General features: G+C 61.0%; 16 protein-coding genes and 1 pseudogene. 5 read left to right on the forward strand and 12 right to left on the reverse strand.

What is annotated here, in order from left to right; all coding sequences use genetic code 11:
* The first annotated feature begins 102 nt into the window (after positions 1-102).
* Positions 103-402: a hypothetical protein gene (locus RFM68_RS25265; protein WP_320235751.1), complete on the forward strand. Its 300-nt coding sequence runs from the start codon at positions 103-105 to the stop codon at positions 400-402.
* A 127-nt stretch (positions 403-529) separates the two neighbouring features.
* Here RFM68_RS25265 and RFM68_RS25270 read toward each other — a convergent pair whose 3' ends face one another.
* From RFM68_RS25270 to RFM68_RS25280, 3 genes are read right to left on the reverse strand one after another with little or no spacing between them, the layout of a single operon-like run.
* A complete protein-coding gene (locus tag RFM68_RS25270; RefSeq protein WP_320235752.1) occupies positions 530-760 on the reverse strand; it encodes a hypothetical protein in 231 nt (76 codons plus the stop codon).
* Positions 761-769: 9 nt separating this feature from the next.
* Positions 770-1522: a DUF4336 domain-containing protein gene (locus RFM68_RS25275; RefSeq protein WP_320235753.1), complete on the reverse strand. Its 753-nt coding sequence runs from the start codon at positions 1520-1522 to the stop codon at positions 770-772.
* Positions 1523-1526: 4 nt separating this feature from the next.
* Positions 1527-2030 (reverse strand): MarR family winged helix-turn-helix transcriptional regulator, encoded by a 504-nt coding sequence (locus RFM68_RS25280; RefSeq protein WP_320235754.1) that lies wholly within the window; start codon positions 2028-2030, stop codon positions 1527-1529.
* Positions 2031-2051: 21 nt separating this feature from the next.
* Between RFM68_RS25280 and RFM68_RS25285 the strand changes: the two genes are divergently transcribed.
* On the forward strand, positions 2052-3986 hold the full coding sequence (locus RFM68_RS25285; protein WP_320235755.1) for a chloride channel protein: 1935 nt from the start codon (positions 2052-2054) through the stop codon (positions 3984-3986).
* 45 nt (positions 3987-4031) lie between these two features.
* On the opposite strand, the pseudogene RFM68_RS25290 reads toward RFM68_RS25285, so the two are convergent.
* The 9 genes and pseudogenes from RFM68_RS25290 to RFM68_RS25330 form a co-directional block, all read right to left on the reverse strand.
* Positions 4032-4239: pseudogene (locus RFM68_RS25290) on the reverse strand (IS481 family transposase); the annotation flags it as partial.
* A 77-nt stretch (positions 4240-4316) separates the two neighbouring features.
* Entirely contained in the window at positions 4317-5276 is a 960-nt protein-coding gene (locus RFM68_RS25295) for an ABC transporter permease (protein WP_320235756.1), read from the reverse strand.
* Positions 5260-6201, reverse strand: coding sequence for an ABC transporter ATP-binding protein (locus RFM68_RS25300; RefSeq protein ID WP_320235757.1), 942 nt, complete (start codon positions 6199-6201; stop codon positions 5260-5262). The genes RFM68_RS25295 and RFM68_RS25300 overlap by 17 nt, the downstream gene beginning before the upstream one ends.
* Positions 6198-7418 (reverse strand): COG1470 family protein, encoded by a 1221-nt coding sequence (locus tag RFM68_RS25305; protein WP_320235758.1) that lies wholly within the window; start codon positions 7416-7418, stop codon positions 6198-6200. The genes RFM68_RS25300 and RFM68_RS25305 overlap by 4 nt, the downstream gene beginning before the upstream one ends.
* Before the next feature lie 330 nt (positions 7419-7748).
* Positions 7749-8174 carry an ion channel gene (locus RFM68_RS25310; protein ID WP_320235779.1) on the reverse strand — a complete coding sequence of 142 codons (426 nt, stop codon included), beginning with the start codon at positions 8172-8174 and terminating at the stop codon, positions 7749-7751.
* 232 nt (positions 8175-8406) lie between these two features.
* Entirely contained in the window at positions 8407-9609 is a 1203-nt protein-coding gene (locus tag RFM68_RS25315; RefSeq protein ID WP_320235759.1) for an FAD-binding domain, read from the reverse strand.
* Positions 9610-9623: 14 nt separating this feature from the next.
* Positions 9624-10187, reverse strand: coding sequence for an SH3 domain-containing protein (locus RFM68_RS25320; RefSeq protein WP_320235760.1), 564 nt, complete (start codon positions 10185-10187; stop codon positions 9624-9626).
* Between the two features lie 12 nt (positions 10188-10199).
* Positions 10200-10445, reverse strand: coding sequence for a DUF982 domain-containing protein (locus tag RFM68_RS25325; protein WP_320235761.1), 246 nt, complete (start codon positions 10443-10445; stop codon positions 10200-10202).
* Between the two features lie 71 nt (positions 10446-10516).
* Complete coding sequence (locus RFM68_RS25330; protein ID WP_320235762.1) at positions 10517-10942, reverse strand: hypothetical protein; 426 nt, start codon at positions 10940-10942, stop codon at positions 10517-10519.
* Positions 10943-11532: 590 nt separating this feature from the next.
* Here RFM68_RS25330 and RFM68_RS25335 point away from each other — a divergent pair.
* The 3 genes from RFM68_RS25335 to RFM68_RS25345 all read left to right on the forward strand — a co-directional run bounded on the left by RFM68_RS25335 (position 11533) and on the right by RFM68_RS25345 (position 16266).
* On the forward strand, positions 11533-12417 hold the full coding sequence (locus RFM68_RS25335) for a MurR/RpiR family transcriptional regulator (RefSeq protein WP_320235763.1): 885 nt from the start codon (positions 11533-11535) through the stop codon (positions 12415-12417).
* Between the two features lie 186 nt (positions 12418-12603).
* Positions 12604-13572 carry a TAXI family TRAP transporter solute-binding subunit gene (locus RFM68_RS25340; protein ID WP_320235764.1) on the forward strand — a complete coding sequence of 323 codons (969 nt, stop codon included), beginning with the start codon at positions 12604-12606 and terminating at the stop codon, positions 13570-13572.
* A gap of 87 nt (positions 13573-13659) precedes the next feature.
* Positions 13660-16266 (forward strand): TRAP transporter permease, encoded by a 2607-nt coding sequence (locus RFM68_RS25345; RefSeq protein WP_320235765.1) that lies wholly within the window; start codon positions 13660-13662, stop codon positions 16264-16266.
* Positions 16267-16290 lie beyond the last annotated feature (24 nt).

Below are 16290 nucleotides of genomic sequence, written 5' to 3' on the forward strand. Positions count from 1 at the left end.
CGCGCGGGCACTTCCTCGCGGCCCGGCATCAGGCTGGGGTGATGCCGGGCCGTTACGTCGAAGTGCTTGCGTTCTTCTTCAACCACCGAGAGGTAAGTTGTTTTGAATAAGACCAATGCGATGCGCAGATTGAAAGATTATGAAGAAGTTGGCTTGATCGGGTATCCTTGCGATGGGGAATACATCGCGGTGGTGGGTAACAACAAACGTCAAGGTTGGCTGCTCGGAGGTGAGTTGTGCGGCTTGAATGGAGCAGCCGTTGCTGAACAGGCCGCTGCATTGCCGAGATACTATCCGCAAGGCTGCTGCCTCGTCCTGGCCACGATAAGGGACGACTGGGTCATCACAATCCGGGACTACGACGTCGCGCAGGCGAACGATCAGCCCGAGCTGCCGTCATGACCGCCAGACCGGGCGACCAAGATACGAATGCTCTAAAACTACTTCACAAACTCAGCCTATGGCCACAGGTAATCTCATCTCGCTCTAAATCCTGGACAGTGATGGAGTGCGCCCCTAGCCTTTCGACTTAGAAACATTGTCGGTTCGAATGCGAGATCTTTTGTTCAATCTCGCAGATCGACTGCTTCGGGGGTATCACAAGCAGCACACTGAGAATAGCGGCGACGCAGAGTGCGACGCCGACCACACCTACTATCTTTTCATACTTGTTCTTGTCGCCGTGTTTGTTCTGCTCGAATGCCAGGCGTGCGAACAGATAGCCGACATAGGCAACCGTCGCGATCGTGATGGCCCCCAACGTCGCCATTCAGACCCAACGAAAAGCGCGCCTGAGTTCCTTCACCGCGTCTTTCTCATACCAGCGCCCGTGAGCGATGACGATGCGTTCGGGCGCCCAGACAATCATCTGCCGAACCGCCTTTCGCAGAGCCTGACCGGAGCGGAAGAAACTCAGTTGCATATCGATCGGAGCCTTGCCGTCGGGATCGGCGGCGCCAGAGAAGCGCACGAGCATACGGAAGAACCAGCCGTGGATGCGCTTCAGCTCGAAATTCTCAATGAGGTCCGTCAGGATCAGTGTCTTCGACAGGCGATGGAAGAACACGGCCTCCGTCAGCACGTCGCCCTTGACCACAAGAAGATCGATTTCATCCGGCCAAGGTGACTGTCGGTCCATCAACAGTTGGTCGACCTGGACCGGCCTTTTGGCCCGCTTATCGAGGCCAGGAATCGCGAGGACCGGCACACCCGGCAATTGGACCTTCCAGTCCGGTATCCACCAATAATGCAGTGAATTCGGCGCGACGAGGAAACGGATGGGCCCCAATGCCTCGAGAGCAGAGCGAAGCTCGAGCGAGTATCCCACCGGCGAATGGAGGATCAGATCCCCATTGCTCAGTCTGATCACCGTCATCCGGGTGGTAAACGGCAGTTTAAGCCCGATCCAGGCGAAGGTGATTTCCGGCCCATCGACAATCCACACGTCAGGGGCGACCGGCTTGAGGACGTTGAGCGGCGCGTAGGGCTCCAGCCTCGGCTCCAGACTACGGTCGCTGGTCATGGCGTCACCGGCCCAGATGCCTCAGGCACCTCAGGGATTCCGCCAGCAGCGGCTCCTGCCGCAGCATTTCCCGCATGTGGTCGGCAGCAAGCAGCTCAAGCAGGCGGCTGCCTTCAGCGGTCATAGTGACGAGGACGCTACGACGATCGTCAGGAGACTGCCGGCGTTCGACCAGGCCAGCGTTCACCAGGCGATCCACCAGTTGCACCGCTCCATTCGGCTGCAGGAGCATTTCCCCGGCGAGATCCCGGATCATGATCGCCCCGGTCGGATGCACCTTGATCACAAGCATTGCCTGATATTGCTGGGAGGTGATGCCGGCAGCAGTCAGCTTGGCTTCGCTGAAGGCGAGAAACCGCCGCATCGCCCCGCGAAATCCCGCCAGTCCTTCATAGACGCTATCGTCAAGCGGCGCGGCAACAGCCGGATCGATGGCCTCGACGCGACGGCGTGCCGCACGGTTTTCACGCGCTAAGTCGCCAAGTGCCGATCGTTCGGGATCCGCCACTCTTCTCAATCCTGTTATTTTATGTCATGCCATGACATATTCGATTGCTGCCCAAAAGGCCAGCGGATTTGGCTGGCGTTCGTCCGCTGCAGCCCCATGGCAAGGAACGATATGCCTGCGTTGAATAGGTCAGAAAGTCCGGCAGTGAAGCTTGGGGATACCTCGTCTATCGAAACATTGCCGGTCGATGAGGAAAGCCATCGGCTGAGCCTGCTTGCCCTCTCGCTTCTGGCGCTGGGGCTCGGTATCGTCACCGGACTGGGCGCGGTGGTCTTTCGCGACCTGATCGGGCTGCTGCACAATTTGTTCTTCAACGGCACGTTCGTCGTCGCCTACGACGCCAACATCTTCACCGCGCCGAGCCGGTGGGGTCCGTTCGTTATCCTCGCCCCTGTTGTCGGCGCGGTCATTGTCACCTTTCTCGTGTCCAACTTCGCGCCGGAGGCCAAGGGCCATGGCGTGCCCGAAGTAATGGATGCCATCTACTACAAGGAAGGGAAAATCCGGCCGATCGTGGCGCTGGTAAAATCGTTGGCCTCAGCCGTCGCTATCGGCTCGGGGTCCTCGGTGGGGCGCGAGGGGCCTATCATCCAGATCGGCTCGGCGCTTGGCTCGACGCTCGGACAGATCATCAGCATGCCGATCGGTCAGCGGATCGCCATGGTCGCTTCCGGTGCCGGCGCTGGCATTGCAGCCACTTTCAACACGCCGATCGGCGGCGTGATGTTCGCCATCGAACTGATGATGCCGGAAGTGAGCGTCAACACCTTCCTGCCGGTGGCGATCGCGACCGGCACGGCGACCTTTGTTGGGCGCTGGTTCTTCGGCCAGCAACCGGCTTTTCTTGTGCCTCCGCTACAGGCGCTGCCTGCCGATGCCAACGCAATCATGCTGCTGGTCCTTTATGCCGCCCTGGGTGGCCTGATGGGTGTAGCGGCAGCCGGTTTCATCCGCGGCCTGCACCTGGCCGAAGACTGGTTCGATAAGATCCCTGGCCGCTATACACGCCATGTGATCGGTATGCTGGCGCTCGGTGTGCTGATGTACGTCCTCTTCGTCACGCTCGGCCAGTACTACGTGGACGGCGTCGGCTATGCCACGATCGAAAGCATCCTGACCGGCCACACATCCATCGTCTGGCTGCTGGTCTTGCTTTTCATCTGCAAAGTGGTGGCCACATCTGTCAGCCTTGGCGGGGGTTCGTCCGGCGGCATCTTCTCTCCTTCGTTGTTTATGGGCGCTACGCTCGGCGGTGGGTTCGCGGCGCTGCTGCAGGCAATCGGTGTTCCCGTCCCAGTCAGCATTCCGGCCTTCGCCATGGTCGGTATGGGCGCCATGGTCGGCGGCGGCACGGGCGCTGTGATGACCGCCGTCACCATGACCTTCGAGATGACGCGCGAATACGACATTGTCATGCCGATGATCCTTGCGGTCGCGACCAGCGTCGGTGTGCGGCGGTTGTTGTCGCGCGAGAACATTTACACGCTCAAGCTGGTGCGCCGTGGCCGCGCCATCCCCAAGGCGCTGCATGCCAACATGTTCCTGGTGCGCCATGCCCACGAGGTCATGGATGCCGACATCATGGTTCTCCCGACCGAGCAGGACTTCGATGACTTCCTGCGCGAGCACGAAGAGGAGGGCCGCCTTCGCCACGTGGTGGTCACCAAGGGTGACCAGATCTATGGCGTCCTGCGCGTCAATACAGGTCTGCGGCGCGGTCTGGAAGGCGCCCGCACCGGCGTGACCCTCGGCGACATCGCCAGCCGGGACTTCACCGTGGTGGGCGGAGACACCGTCGCCTCCGATGTCATAGAGCGAATATGGCGCAGGAATGCCTTCATGGCGGTGGTCGTGAGCGGACGCGGCATCCCGCGGGCCTCCGATGTCGTCGGCGTCATTACACGCGAACATGTCGCCAATTCGGTGGCCGAGGGCATCCGGATCTATCCGCGATAGCAGTCGGCCCGAGCTGTGGCGTCGGCCTGGGGAAAATCGGCCGAAAGCTTCCTCTTCAAGCGACAACACCGTCGAGCGCGGCTCTCTGGGGCCGGTCGAAGATCGGCAGTCGAGGTCCGGCCCTTCCACTTGAGAACTGTCTTCTGATTGATCCCGTAGCGCTTGGCCAGAGCCCTCAGGCTCTCTTGACTATTTGTATTGCTCGACGGGTTGCCTCTGTCGTCGTGGCGCGGCCGCGCAGAACTTGTCCCATAGTGCATCCTTCCATTCAGCGGAAAAGATCGCACCATTAAAGCCAGGGATCAAACACCTAGGCGACAACTGACATCCTCATGCCCTAATTTCTTGCCGCTGGAACGAGACGTAGGCGACGGTGAACAGCAACAGAAGCGTCGCGATCAAGCCGGCGAGTTGCGGCCAGATCAGTGCCACGCTCAGAGAGAAGGGCAGGGGCGCTCCCATCAGCGCCCCGCTCAGCTGGCTAGTCAACAGCAGGCCGAGCGAGCGCGTTGCCGGATTGAGCAAGGCAAGGGTGGCCTCGCCGTAGAGTGTGTTGGGCGAGATGCGGGCGATGGCCTGCTGGATTTCGATCTGATGAACCGCGGTCATCGGATCGAGAGGGTCGATCGGGGCAACAGCGCCTGCGATCAGCGGCGCCAGCATCGGCCAGAATACCGTGAACAGCAGCCATGCGGTGAGCGCGCACAGGGCCGATGTCGCCGGCGATTTGACGACCGTAGAGAAGGCCATTGCGACCGCCAGCCAGACGCCGGCATAGACGAAAGAGGCAAACAGGAAGGCAAGGCCACGTGCGATCTCCTCGCCGCTGGGCGGCAGTCCGAGCAGCAGTATGCCAAGACCTGTGACCAGCAACCACAGAGCCAGCAGGCAGATAGCGATGACCAGCAACCCGCCCAGGAATTTGCCGGTGAGAAGCGCGTCGCGGTAGATCGGCTGCGACAGGATGCGCGACAGCGTGCGGCGGCTGTATTCACCGTTGATGGCGTCGAAACCCAGCGCGATCGCCACCAGGGGAATCAGGAAGCCGAGGAAGAAGACGAAGGACGGCAGCGGCTGCTGCGCGGTGGTGAACAGGCGCAGGAACAGGAACTGGTCCTCGCCGATGGTGGCCTTGATCTGGCCGATGGCGGCATAGACAGACCCGACTGCCGTGAGCAGCACCAGCAGCATCACCAGCTGGATGCGGATGCTGTTCATATGATCGGCAGCTTCCTTGAGTGCAATTGTCGACAAGCCGGCGAACGGCGATCCTTCACGCCGCGACGTCATGGTTCTCTCCTTCGAAAAAGCGGACATAGACTTCGTCGAGAGTGGCCCGGCGAATGGTCATGGAATGAAGCGCTCCGCCGGCGTCAACGATGCGACGGGCAATGTCGGCCCTGACGTCCGCGTCGGCGTCGACACGCCAGCGTCCCTCCTTCAAGGGCGCCAAGCCAGATATGTGGGGGGCCCCGGCCAGTACTTTGACCAGATCGGCGTTCTCTGCCTCGAGCTCGACCATATGCGTGCCGCCAAGGACCTCCGAGGTGAGGCCCTCGACCTTGCCGATGAGGCCGATGCGACCGTTTCGGAAAAGTGCGACACGGCTGCAAATCGTCTGCATCATCGCGAGCAGATGCGAGGACAGCACGAACGTCACAGCCTCGGCGGCCAGTTCCCGGATCAAGCCCAGCAGTTCCTGCGTCGATTGCGGGTCGAGGCCCGACGTCGGTTCGTCGAGGATGGCGATTTCGGCCTGCTTGACCAGCACTTCGGCAAGCCCGAGCCGCTGGCGCATGCCGTGCGAGAAGGTGGCAACTCGACGATGGGCAACCTCGGCCAGGCGCACTCGCTCCAATGCGCCCGCAATGCGCTTGTCCGCCTCCGCCGAGACCAGGCCTGCCAGCCTTGCCGTATAGGCGAGATTTTCCCATGCGGTCAGGTGGTCATAGAAGCCAATCTGGTCCGGCAGGTAACCGACCCGGCGTTTGACCGCCAGCGGCTGACGCAGGGGATCGAGCCCCAGAACGCGGATCGAACCGGCAGTCGGCTCAGTGAGCCCGAGCAGCAGCAGGATCGTTGTGGTCTTCCCCGAACCATTCGGGCCGAGCAGGCCGAAGACCTCGCCCTTCTCCACAGCGAGATCGATGCCGTCAACCGCCGGAAACCGACCGTAACGCTTGACGAGGCCGCGCGCTTCTATAACCGGGCTCATCGGCGACCATACCGCGTTACGGCGAAGGCGAGCATCAGCGCGGAAGCCCCGATGACGCCGAGGCCGGTCATGCCCCACAGCGTGGAAGTCCTTACCGTCACCCGGAAATTGGCGCTATCGGATGCGCCCTCGCCATTGGCGCGGACCGAGACCATATAGTCGCCGGCGATGGCTTGCGTCGAAGGCGTCATCGACACGCCGACATCGGATGTCCCGCCGGGTGCAATCTCATCCACCTTCTCTGGATTGAAAGTGACCTTCCAGCCGGATGGCGGGCTTGCCGAAAGCTTCAGGTCGCGGGCCGGAGCCGACCCGCTGTTGGACAGCGTGAACGTGAAGGTTCGCTCCTGGCCCGCGGTAGCATCTCCCGAGAGCCGCCCCTGCGGGCCTGAAAGGGAGACGGATGGCCTGCCGGTGATGTCGAGCAGCAGTCTGGTGTCGGCGCTGGCGTTGCCGCCACTGGCAGCGACCGCAACCGGATACTGGCCGGCCTGCGCGCTGTCCGGTGGCTGGACGCTGACGGAGAGTGTTTTGGATTCTCCTGCCTTCAGCGGCAGGCTGGTCAGTTCCTGCGAGCCGTAACCCTGCTTGAAGGTCACCTGGAAGCCGGGCGGCGCCTTCGAAAGAAGGTTGACGGTCGAATCTTCCTGGCCCTCGTTCTTGATGTCGACCTGGAAGTCAAAGGCCGATTTGGCGGTGCCGCGAAGCGCGGGAAGCTTGGGTTCCAGAGTCAGCTTCGCCGGCTCGGTCTTGGCAAGCGTCATCACCATCGGCAATTTCAGAGCCTCCGTGGCGGCTTTGCCTGAGACGGCAAAGTCTACCGCCTTGTCTGCATCACCTGTCGGCGGCGTCAATTTCAACGTCAAGCCAATCGTACCGTCAGATCCGGCGATTGCCGCGGTCACGGGTTTGCCACCGCCGTCGATCTCCCACTTCCATCCGTCAGGCAATCCATCGACGCCGAGCTCGACACGCTGCGGCGGCAGTCCATGGTTCGCCAGGCTCAAGGGGACAGTGACATCCTTGCCGAGTTGAGCTGAGAATTCCGGATAGGGCGTGGTCAGCCACAAGCCGGACGGCGCTTGGCTCGCGGCACCCGCGGCTGCGGTCTGTGCGTATGCCTGATGGGCGGTTGAGGCGAGGCCGACCGCTAAAAGAGCTGTGACGATGTAGGTGGTTGGGTTTGAAAAGGGCGCACGAATACCCGCAGGAATCATGGATACCTCCCGCTCGCAGATGAGAAATTATTGTTGTCTTGCAAAGCCTTGGCGACTTTGCGCATTAGGAAGGACTGCTTCCTTTGTGGCATGAGTGGGGCGATTCTAACCTTGAAGGGTAGAGCTCACGGATTTGTGCCAATTCGTAATAAGCTGTGATGGCGAAGGTCGCCGATCGCTTTGCCAACCGGCTGCAATGCGTTTTTCGGATTGCGCGACATGGCTTTGCGAAAGCCAGTCCAGAAACTGGCTGCTGCCTACTTAATTGCCGATCAATAGGTGCTCAATTCGGAACCAATTGAGAGCCAGCTGCCACCAGGAATGGCGGAGCTATTTTCCCTTCCCTCGCCAATCCTCCACCAGCGAAAAAAGAAACGATCCTGACCACGTCAGCAGCAACAGCCCGTTCAGCGGTGCTATAGACGTGACAAGCCGCATTTCACCGATCGGTATCACATTGTTGTAGCCGAGAGAGGCGTAAGCCTCTGCTGCATAGTAAAAATAGTCCATGTTCGACGGAAAGGCCTTTCCATCGAAATCACCGAGAGCAAGGGTCCGGTCCGCGAGGTGAAATATAGCGGCATAGATCCCGATCTCCAGAAGATGAAGACCGACCAAGCCACAGATGACGAAAAGCAGCGCGGGGTAAGCGCCGGCTGACCTGCGCGCCAATCTGTCGAGGCGTTGGATTGCCTCGTAGTGAAGGGAAGATGATCCTATGACTGCGACAAACGTCAAGGCGATGGCAGTCAGCATATTCACGGGATTGTCTCGCTATCTCTTTTCAGCGTTTCGAGCCGACGGAAGACCGGCTTCGAGCTTGGCGACGGGCCACGATGATTGCGCGCATGTGGGCCGAAGAAAGGCGGGGTGTCTTGCGCGTGCGGCTGGACGTTGCCGACATGTTCGTTTGACTGGTCCACCAGATCGGGCAGTTGGAGCAGTTGGTTCGGCAGCTCTTGAGGCGCTGCGTTGTGGCTCGTGATCGTCAGGTCTTAAGCGACGGCCACCGATAGTCAGGTAGCTGTATTTCGTCGGCAATTTCCTTCCCGATCACCGAGCGCGCCAGACCGGGTATTGCAAATGCCTTTGTCACCAAGTTGCGGAATAAAAGTCCGAGTTGTGTCCTGGGCGCCAAGGCGGTGGCAAATCGCGCTGCGCCCTGCTGTTTGGTTTGGATGTACTCCCGCAAGAACGCCTCGTACTTGAGGAAGCCCTCCTGATGCCGTCCGTCGGCTTCCAGGAGTTCGCCTGCCAGCACGTAGGCTGAAATGATCGCCAGGGCCGAACCCTGTCCCGCCAGCAGGGAAACGCAAAACGCGGCATCGCCGGTGAGGGCTACCCGACCTTGCGACCAGCTGTTCATCCTGATCTGGCTGACGCTGTCGAAATAGAGCTCGTCAGCACGACCTAACTCCTCCAGGATGTGAGCGCATTCCCACCCGCCATCTTCGTATTTTTCTCGCAGCATCTGCTTTTGGGTGTCCAACGCTTTTGGCAGGGAGCCGCTGTCGACGGCAAAGACGAACAGGAAGAGCGTGCGGTTGTGGTGAAGCGTGAAACGGCCGAGCATTCGTCCCGGCTGCCCGTACATCAAATAGACGTCCTCGTCGCGTGGCCGGTAGTCCTCGACCTCAAACGCCGCGACCGCGTAGCCGAGTTTCTTCTCGAATTGATGCCGGGGTCCGAACGCGAGCCGCCGAACGCCCGAATGCAAGCCATCGGCACCAATCACCAAATCAAATTCGCGTTCGGCGCCATGTTTCAGTCGCACGCGGACGCCGTCTGACTTTTCCTCGAGCCCGGCGATCTCATTGCCGAAAATGATCTCGGTTGTGTCTTCGATCTTTTCGAACAGCAAGCGAGAGAGATCGCTGCGTGCGAGGGTCACATAGCGGCCGTTTGTCAACTCGCCGAAGACGTCCGTGCCAAAGCCTGCGACGCGCTTTCCGCTATCGTTCACGATGCGCATTTCGCGCACATGATATCCTACGCGATTGATGTCTGCCTCCAGGCCCATCCTCTCCGCGATCCAATAGCCAAGACCCCAAAAATCGATGACATAACCCCCCGCGCGCAATCGAGGCGCCTGTTCGATCAAAGTGGGCCGGAATCCGGCGGCCGCAAGCCAAAAGGCAAGAGCCGGCCCCGCAATCCCCCCGCCGGAAATCAACACCTTTCGGTCGGCCATGTAGAGCCACCAAGTTAGAGCACTTCACCGGGGTAGACGCCCCACAGCCCGACTTGTTTCATGAAGCCCGTTAAGGGACCTGACGCCACTGCACACCACTGCCCGTCGCACCGGGTCAGTTTGACCTCGACGCGAGGCTCGAGCCAGGCAGCGACGGGGCTATCCGCGGCCGGCTTCGCGTGCAGGGCAACATGATCCTTTGTCCAAGGCGTGACGATGCCGGTCCTGCGCCCCGACAGGAGTGGACCATAGATCCACCCGCTGGTTCCGTCCCAATCCCTTACCCGGCGCCAATTGCCGTACTCCTGATAGATCTCAAGGGGGATGCTCCGTCGTTTGAAGACCCATTCAATATTATACCCAATGCCGGGTCCGACACGCAGATTGGCGGATGAAGCCTTCAGCGAGACGAAACGAGGCAGAGGAAGGGAGCCAGCTTCTGCTCGGAGCCCGGTCGTCCTGGCGGATGCCGCAACCAATGCAATCGTAAGAGCGAAACGGACGAGTCCGTTGCACAACTGACGTCTGACCTGCCGCCGGACCGCTAAGAAGCCTAACGGTGCTCCAAGCTCGATCATGGCAACCTTAGCCTATTCGACGAGCATGTGCGCTTCTCGGGCCGCGTCGACCAATGCGTTCCTGGCAACGTCAGCCGCAATACCGCCATTCATGGCCTGGCGGCAGGCGCGTAGCGCCGCCAGATGCTTCTGACTTCCTGCACTGCGCCAGTGCTTGCTAAGCAGGTCGACCGCCTGATTGGCGTTGGAAAGGTTCTTGATCTCGCCGGATATGCCGGTGGCGACTGGCACCGGCCTTGAAAACCACGCTTCATACATCGCTATGCCTCCGTCGTGATGGCCGCCCAGCAAAACACTCGCGCCGCCGGGCGAAAATCAAGGATCGGCGATTAGCTCTTGGTGTTGTCCTGAGCTACGCTGTTCACCGGGATCGTGTCCATCGCGGCCAATTTGTCGGCACACAGATCCGCGGCGCCCGGCACATCCTTCTTCACGCCGGCCAGTTTCACCCACCCGCCGTCGCTGATGAAACTATCTCTCTGGTATGAGGAGGTTCCTTTGAGCTTAGCCAGATTATCGCTGGCGTTCGACGCTGTGATGAACTTCTCGACACAGAGATTTGCTGCCAGTTCAGCCTTGGCCTTGATGGCCGAGGTCTTCGCCATTTCCGACGCCGTTCCGGCAGTCGTCCAACCGCCGGCTGTGAAGCCGACGATCATCGTAAGCACCGCAGCGCCCACTACCGACCAAAACCAGAGTGTCTTGGACGGTTGGTATTCGTCGAAGCGTTGCGACAGTGTTTGATCGTTTGCCATGGTTTCCTCCCTTTGAGATACGCTCATTGTTTCAGGTTGATTTCCGCCGCCCGGCCGACAATGGCCGGAAATCGACCGATCGATCGACACGATGAGACCCCTCCGCGGAGGCGACCCACCTTAGGAGACAAGGCAGCGGGATGCCGGGCCCGATTGGCAGAACTTTCGGTCGCGAGCACGCCGGCGCAGGTCCTCGAGCGCTCACGTTCGTCCCCCGCACTCCAGCGCCTGTGACGATATGCTGGAGCGTTCGGAAATTTTCCAAAATAGTGATTGCGGACAAACTTCACCTCGATGCCCCATATACCGAGCCTGCCACTAAACTATTCCAAGCCAGTCGCGATTATGTGAGGTGGAGTGAGGCTGGCGTGATCAGTTGACTGGAATTTGGGAGCTTTCGCGGTCGAACCGGCGATGCGCGGCTGGACGCTAGTGCGTCGCGTTCGGGCAAGCGATGGAAAAGCATCTCCCGGAACGCCGCCGTTGAAACCCGTGACGCGTGCGGAGACCGATGGTTGCACAATTGGATCACGAAGATAACTCGTGAAACACTTGTTGTAATCAAAATCGAAGCGCGGCAGACTGCGACGATGGATCAGGGGCCTCTGGCGGAACGCATTGTCGCCGAGTTCGAGGGTATGTCGGCGCAGCTGCAGACCGCGGCTCGCTACATGCTCGACAATCCGAGCGACGTGGCCCTTCTTTCCATGCGCGAGCAGGCGCGACGGGCGGGCGTGCAGCCGGCCACCATGACGCGTCTGGCCCAGTATCTCGGCTTCGAAGGATACGACGTTGTGCGCGATTCCTATGCGGCGGCGGTGCGGATCGGATATCCCGGCTTTGCCGGAAAAGCGGGAGCCCAGCTGCGGAGCCAGAAACTCAAAGGCGATCGCGCTCAAGCCTCCGAAATGCTGGACTCGCTTGCCGCCCAGTTCGCCCGGCTTGCCAGGCCGCAGATGCTGGACCGCGTCGTGGCGGCGGCCAGACGGCTGTCGGCGGCGCGCCGGATCTATTGCCTCGGCCTGCGCTCCAGCCATCCTGTCGTCTGGCACATCCACTATGTCCTGTCGCTCGTTGGCGAGAAATCCGTGCTGCTCGATGGCGTGGCCGGAACCGGTGCCGACGCGATTGGCCGGGCCACCGATGACGATGTGCTGCTCGTGGCGAGTGTCCGTCCCTACACGCGTCAGACGGTCGAGGTCGCCGAATATGCGGCCGGACGCGGCGTCCCCGTTGTTGCGATCACCGACAGCGAGGTGGCGCCACTCGCCCAGATCGCGGCGGAGGTCATCCTCGTTCCGACGCAGACCCCATCCTTCCTTCACACGATGGCGCCAGCCTTCGCCGTTGCCGAAATCCTGGCAGCGGTCGTCGCCGGGCATGGCGGCGAGCAGGCGCTGGCTGAGATACGACGTACCGACGAGCACCATGCAGCGCTCAATGTTCATCTGAAACCGCGGCTCGGCAAGAAATGACCCATCTTCTCCAATGTACCACCAAGGGTTCACTTCCGATCGCCGTTGGCGGCAAAGCCATCCAGATATTTGACCGCGGCGGTCGCGCCTGCATCGATGCATCCTTACGCGCTCCCGACTTGGCGGGACGCGTCTGACCAGAGCCTGGCGCAAGGCCGGGACCAAACCACCAGAGAGGAAGTCGAAATGCGTAATTTGCTGAAAACCCTGATAGTCGCGGGCACGGCGGGATGCCTGCTTGCCGCCACGCCTTCGTTCGCCGAGCAGAAGTTCATCACCATAGGCACCGGCGGCGTGACGGGCGTCTATTATGCCGTTGGCGGCGCCATTTGCCGGCTCATGAATAAGGACAGGCAGAAGACCGGCATACGCTGCTCGACCGAATCGACAGGCGGTTCGGTTTTCAACGTCAATTCGATCAACACCGGCGACCTCGATTTCGGCCTTACCCAGTCCGACGTGCAGTTTCAGGCCTACAATGGGGTTGGCAATTTCGACGGCAAGGCGGTAAAGGATCTGCGCGCGGTTTTCTCCGTCCACCCTGAGCCCTTCACCGTCCTGGCACGGCCTGATGCGGGCGTGAAGACCTTCGAGGATTTCAAGGGCAAGCGCTTCAATGTCGGCAATCCCGGCTCCGGCACGCGCTCCTCGATGGAGGAGCTGTTGAAGCAGATGGGCTGGACGCTGAAGGACTTTTCGCTCGCCGCGGAGCTCAAGGCCGACGAGCAGGGCAGTGCGCTTTGCGACAACAAGATCGACGGCTTCTTCTACGGCGTCGGCCATCCGTCCGCTGCGATTCAGGACCCGACGACGGCTTGCGGCGCCAAGCTCATTCCGCTGACCGGTCCCGCCGTCGACGCGCTGGTGAAGGCGCATCCCTATTATTCGATCGCGACCATCCCCGGCGGCATGTACGCCAACAATCCCGATCCGACGACGACGTTCGGCGTGCGCGCCACCGTGGTGACGAGCGCCAAGACCCCTGACGATGTAGTCTACGAAATGGTCAAGGCTGTTTTCGAAAACTTTGACGACTTCAAGAAGCTGCATCCGGCTTTCGCCAATCTCGACCCCAAGGAGATGATCAAGGCCGGCCTCTCCGCGCCGCTGCATCCCGGCGCGGAGCGCTACTATAAGGAAAAAGGCTGGCTCTGAGCTTCAGCGGGGCCGGGCCGCCCAAGCGGCGGTCCGGCTGCAGAACCGAAAAGGCCAAAATGAAAAACAAGATGGTCGAGGGGAGCAATGACGGACCAGTTCCGCAAGGCAGGAGCACCTGAAGACGTCGATATCGACAAGCTGAACGAGATTGTCGCGGAAGCGGACACCGGCGGCCGCAAGCCGACCGGGCTTGCCGCGCATCTGGTCCTGGCGGTGTCGCTGGCTTGGTCGCTGTTCCAGCTTTGGTACTCCTCGCCGATCCCGTACATGCTCGGTTTCGGTGTCGTCAGCGATGGGATTGCCCGCTCGATCCATCTAGCCTTTGCGATGTTCCTGGCGCTCGTCACCTTCCCCGCCTTCAAAAGCTCCTCACGCAGCCGCGTTCCGCTGCCCGACTGGGTGCTTGCCGCAGCCGGCGCCGCCGCGGCGCTTTACCTCGTCGTCTTCTACAGCGAGATCGCCGGCCGGCCCGGGCTACCCACGACCACCGACCTCGTCGTCTCCATCATCGGCATCGTCGTATTGATGGAAGCCGCCCGGCGTGCCGTCGGTCCTGCCATCACCGTCATCGCCGGGCTGATGTTGATCTACATTTTCGTCGGGCCCTACATGCCCGGCCTGCTGGCGCACAAGGGCGCCACGCTGTCGCGTGCCGCCTCGCAGATGTGGCTCACCTCCGAGGGCGTGTTCGGCGTCGCGCTTGGTGTTTCGACCAACGTCGTCTTCATGTTCGTGCTGTTTGGAACGCTGCTCGAGCGTGCCGGGGCAGGTGGCTATTTCATCCTGCTTGCCTTCTCCATCCTCGGCAAGTATCGCGGCGGCCCCGCCAAGGCAGGCGTCGTCGCCTCCGGCCTGACGGGCATGATCTCCGGATCGTCGATCGCCAATGTCGTCACCACCGGCACCTTCACAATTCCCCTGATGAAGCGCGTCGGCTACACGCCGGTCAAGGCCGGGGCAATCGAATGCGCGGCCGGCGTCAATGGGCAGATTATGCCGCCAGTGATGGGGGCTGCTGCCTTCCTTATCGCTGAATATGTCGGCATTTCCTACGCCGAGGTGGTCAAGCACGCCTTCTTTCCCGCCCTGCTGACCTACGGCTCACTTTTCTACATCGTCGACATCGAAGCGATGAAGATGGGATTGAAGGGCCTGCCGTCGCGCAGCCGCCATCCCGCCTTGCAAGGGGCGCTGCGCTCGCTGATGGGCATCTGCGCCTTCGTCATCCTCGCCGGGCTCGTTTATTATGGCATCGGCTGGACCAAGACCATCTTCGGCAGCGCCGCGACCTGGATGATCGTGGCGGCCCTTGCCATTGTCTATGTCGGCCTCGTCGCCTACAGGGCAAGGCATCCCGACCTGCCGCTGGACAGCCTCAAGGGCGATATTCGGGAGATACCGCATTTCGGCGAGACGGCACGGACGGGGCTGCATTTCCTGCTGCCGGTGGTGCTCCTTATCTGGTGCTTGATGGTCGAGGAGCTTTCGCCCGGTCTCTCCGCCTTCTGGGGTTCCGCCGCCCTGATGGCATTGGTTGTCACACAGCGCCCGCTGACAGCGTTATTTCGCAAGCAAGATCTCGCGCCGCATTGGCGCGATGGTTTGGTCGATCTGGTCGAGGGGCTGTCGGCAGCCGCTCGCAACATGACCACGGTCGGCATCGCGACGGCAACTGCCGGCATCATCGTCGGCACGGTGCTCCTGACCGGCGTCGGGCTGGTGATGACCGAACTTGTCGAATTCATTTCGGCCGGCAGCTTCATGGTCATGCTGCTGTTCACCGCCGTTATCTGCCTCATTCTGGGAATGGGCATGCCCACCACGGCCAGCTATGTCGTCGTCGCGACGCTGATGGCGCCGGTGATGGTTGATCTCGCGGCGCAGAACGACTTGGCCGTGCCGCTGGTGGCGGTACATCTTTTTGTCTTCTATTTCGGGCTGATGGCCGACGTGACGCCGCCTGTCGGCCTTGCCGCGTACGCTGCCGCCGCGATTTCCGGTGCCGATCCGGTGAAGACCGGCTTTCAGGGATTCAAATACGAGATCAGGACGGCGCTTTTACCGTTCATCTTCATCTTCAACAACGGTCTGCTGATGATCGACATCCAAGGCCCGCTGGATTTTCTCCTCGTCATAGCCACATCCGCGCTGGCAATGATCGCCTTCGTGGCGGCGACGCAGAACTGGTTTCTGGTCCGCAACCGGTGGTACGAGGCGATTGCACTCTTGCTGATCTGCTTCACGCTGTTTCGGCCAGGCTATTGGCTCGATCTGGTCGATGAGCCCTTTATCGAAAAACCCGTGTCGCAGTTGAGCCAGACCGTCGATGCCACGTCCGCAGGGCAGGCGGTTCGTCTCAAGTTGAAGACGGTCAACATCAATGGCGACGAGATCGAGAAGCTGATCAGGCTCGATCTCGCCGAAGGCAAGGATGCCGCCGAGCGGCTGGAGGGCGCCGGACTGACCGCGAGCGCACTCGGCGATACCATGACAGTCGGCATCGTGCGGCTCGGTAGCCAAGCGGCGAAGTTCGGCCTGCAGCCGGGCGACGAAATCACAGGGGTCATGGTGCCGAACAGCCGGCCGTCACGCTACTGGTTCGCGCTTCCAGCGCTCTTGCTGTTCGGGCTCGTTTTCTGGCTGCAGAGACGCCGAAGGGCCGGTGGCCCTGCGGCTGGCGCAGCGCTTTAGAGCACATCGCAACTATCAAATTCG

Source organism: Mesorhizobium montanum (genome assembly GCF_033977145.1).
Classification (GTDB): Bacteria; Pseudomonadota; Alphaproteobacteria; order Rhizobiales; family Rhizobiaceae; genus Mesorhizobium; species Mesorhizobium montanum.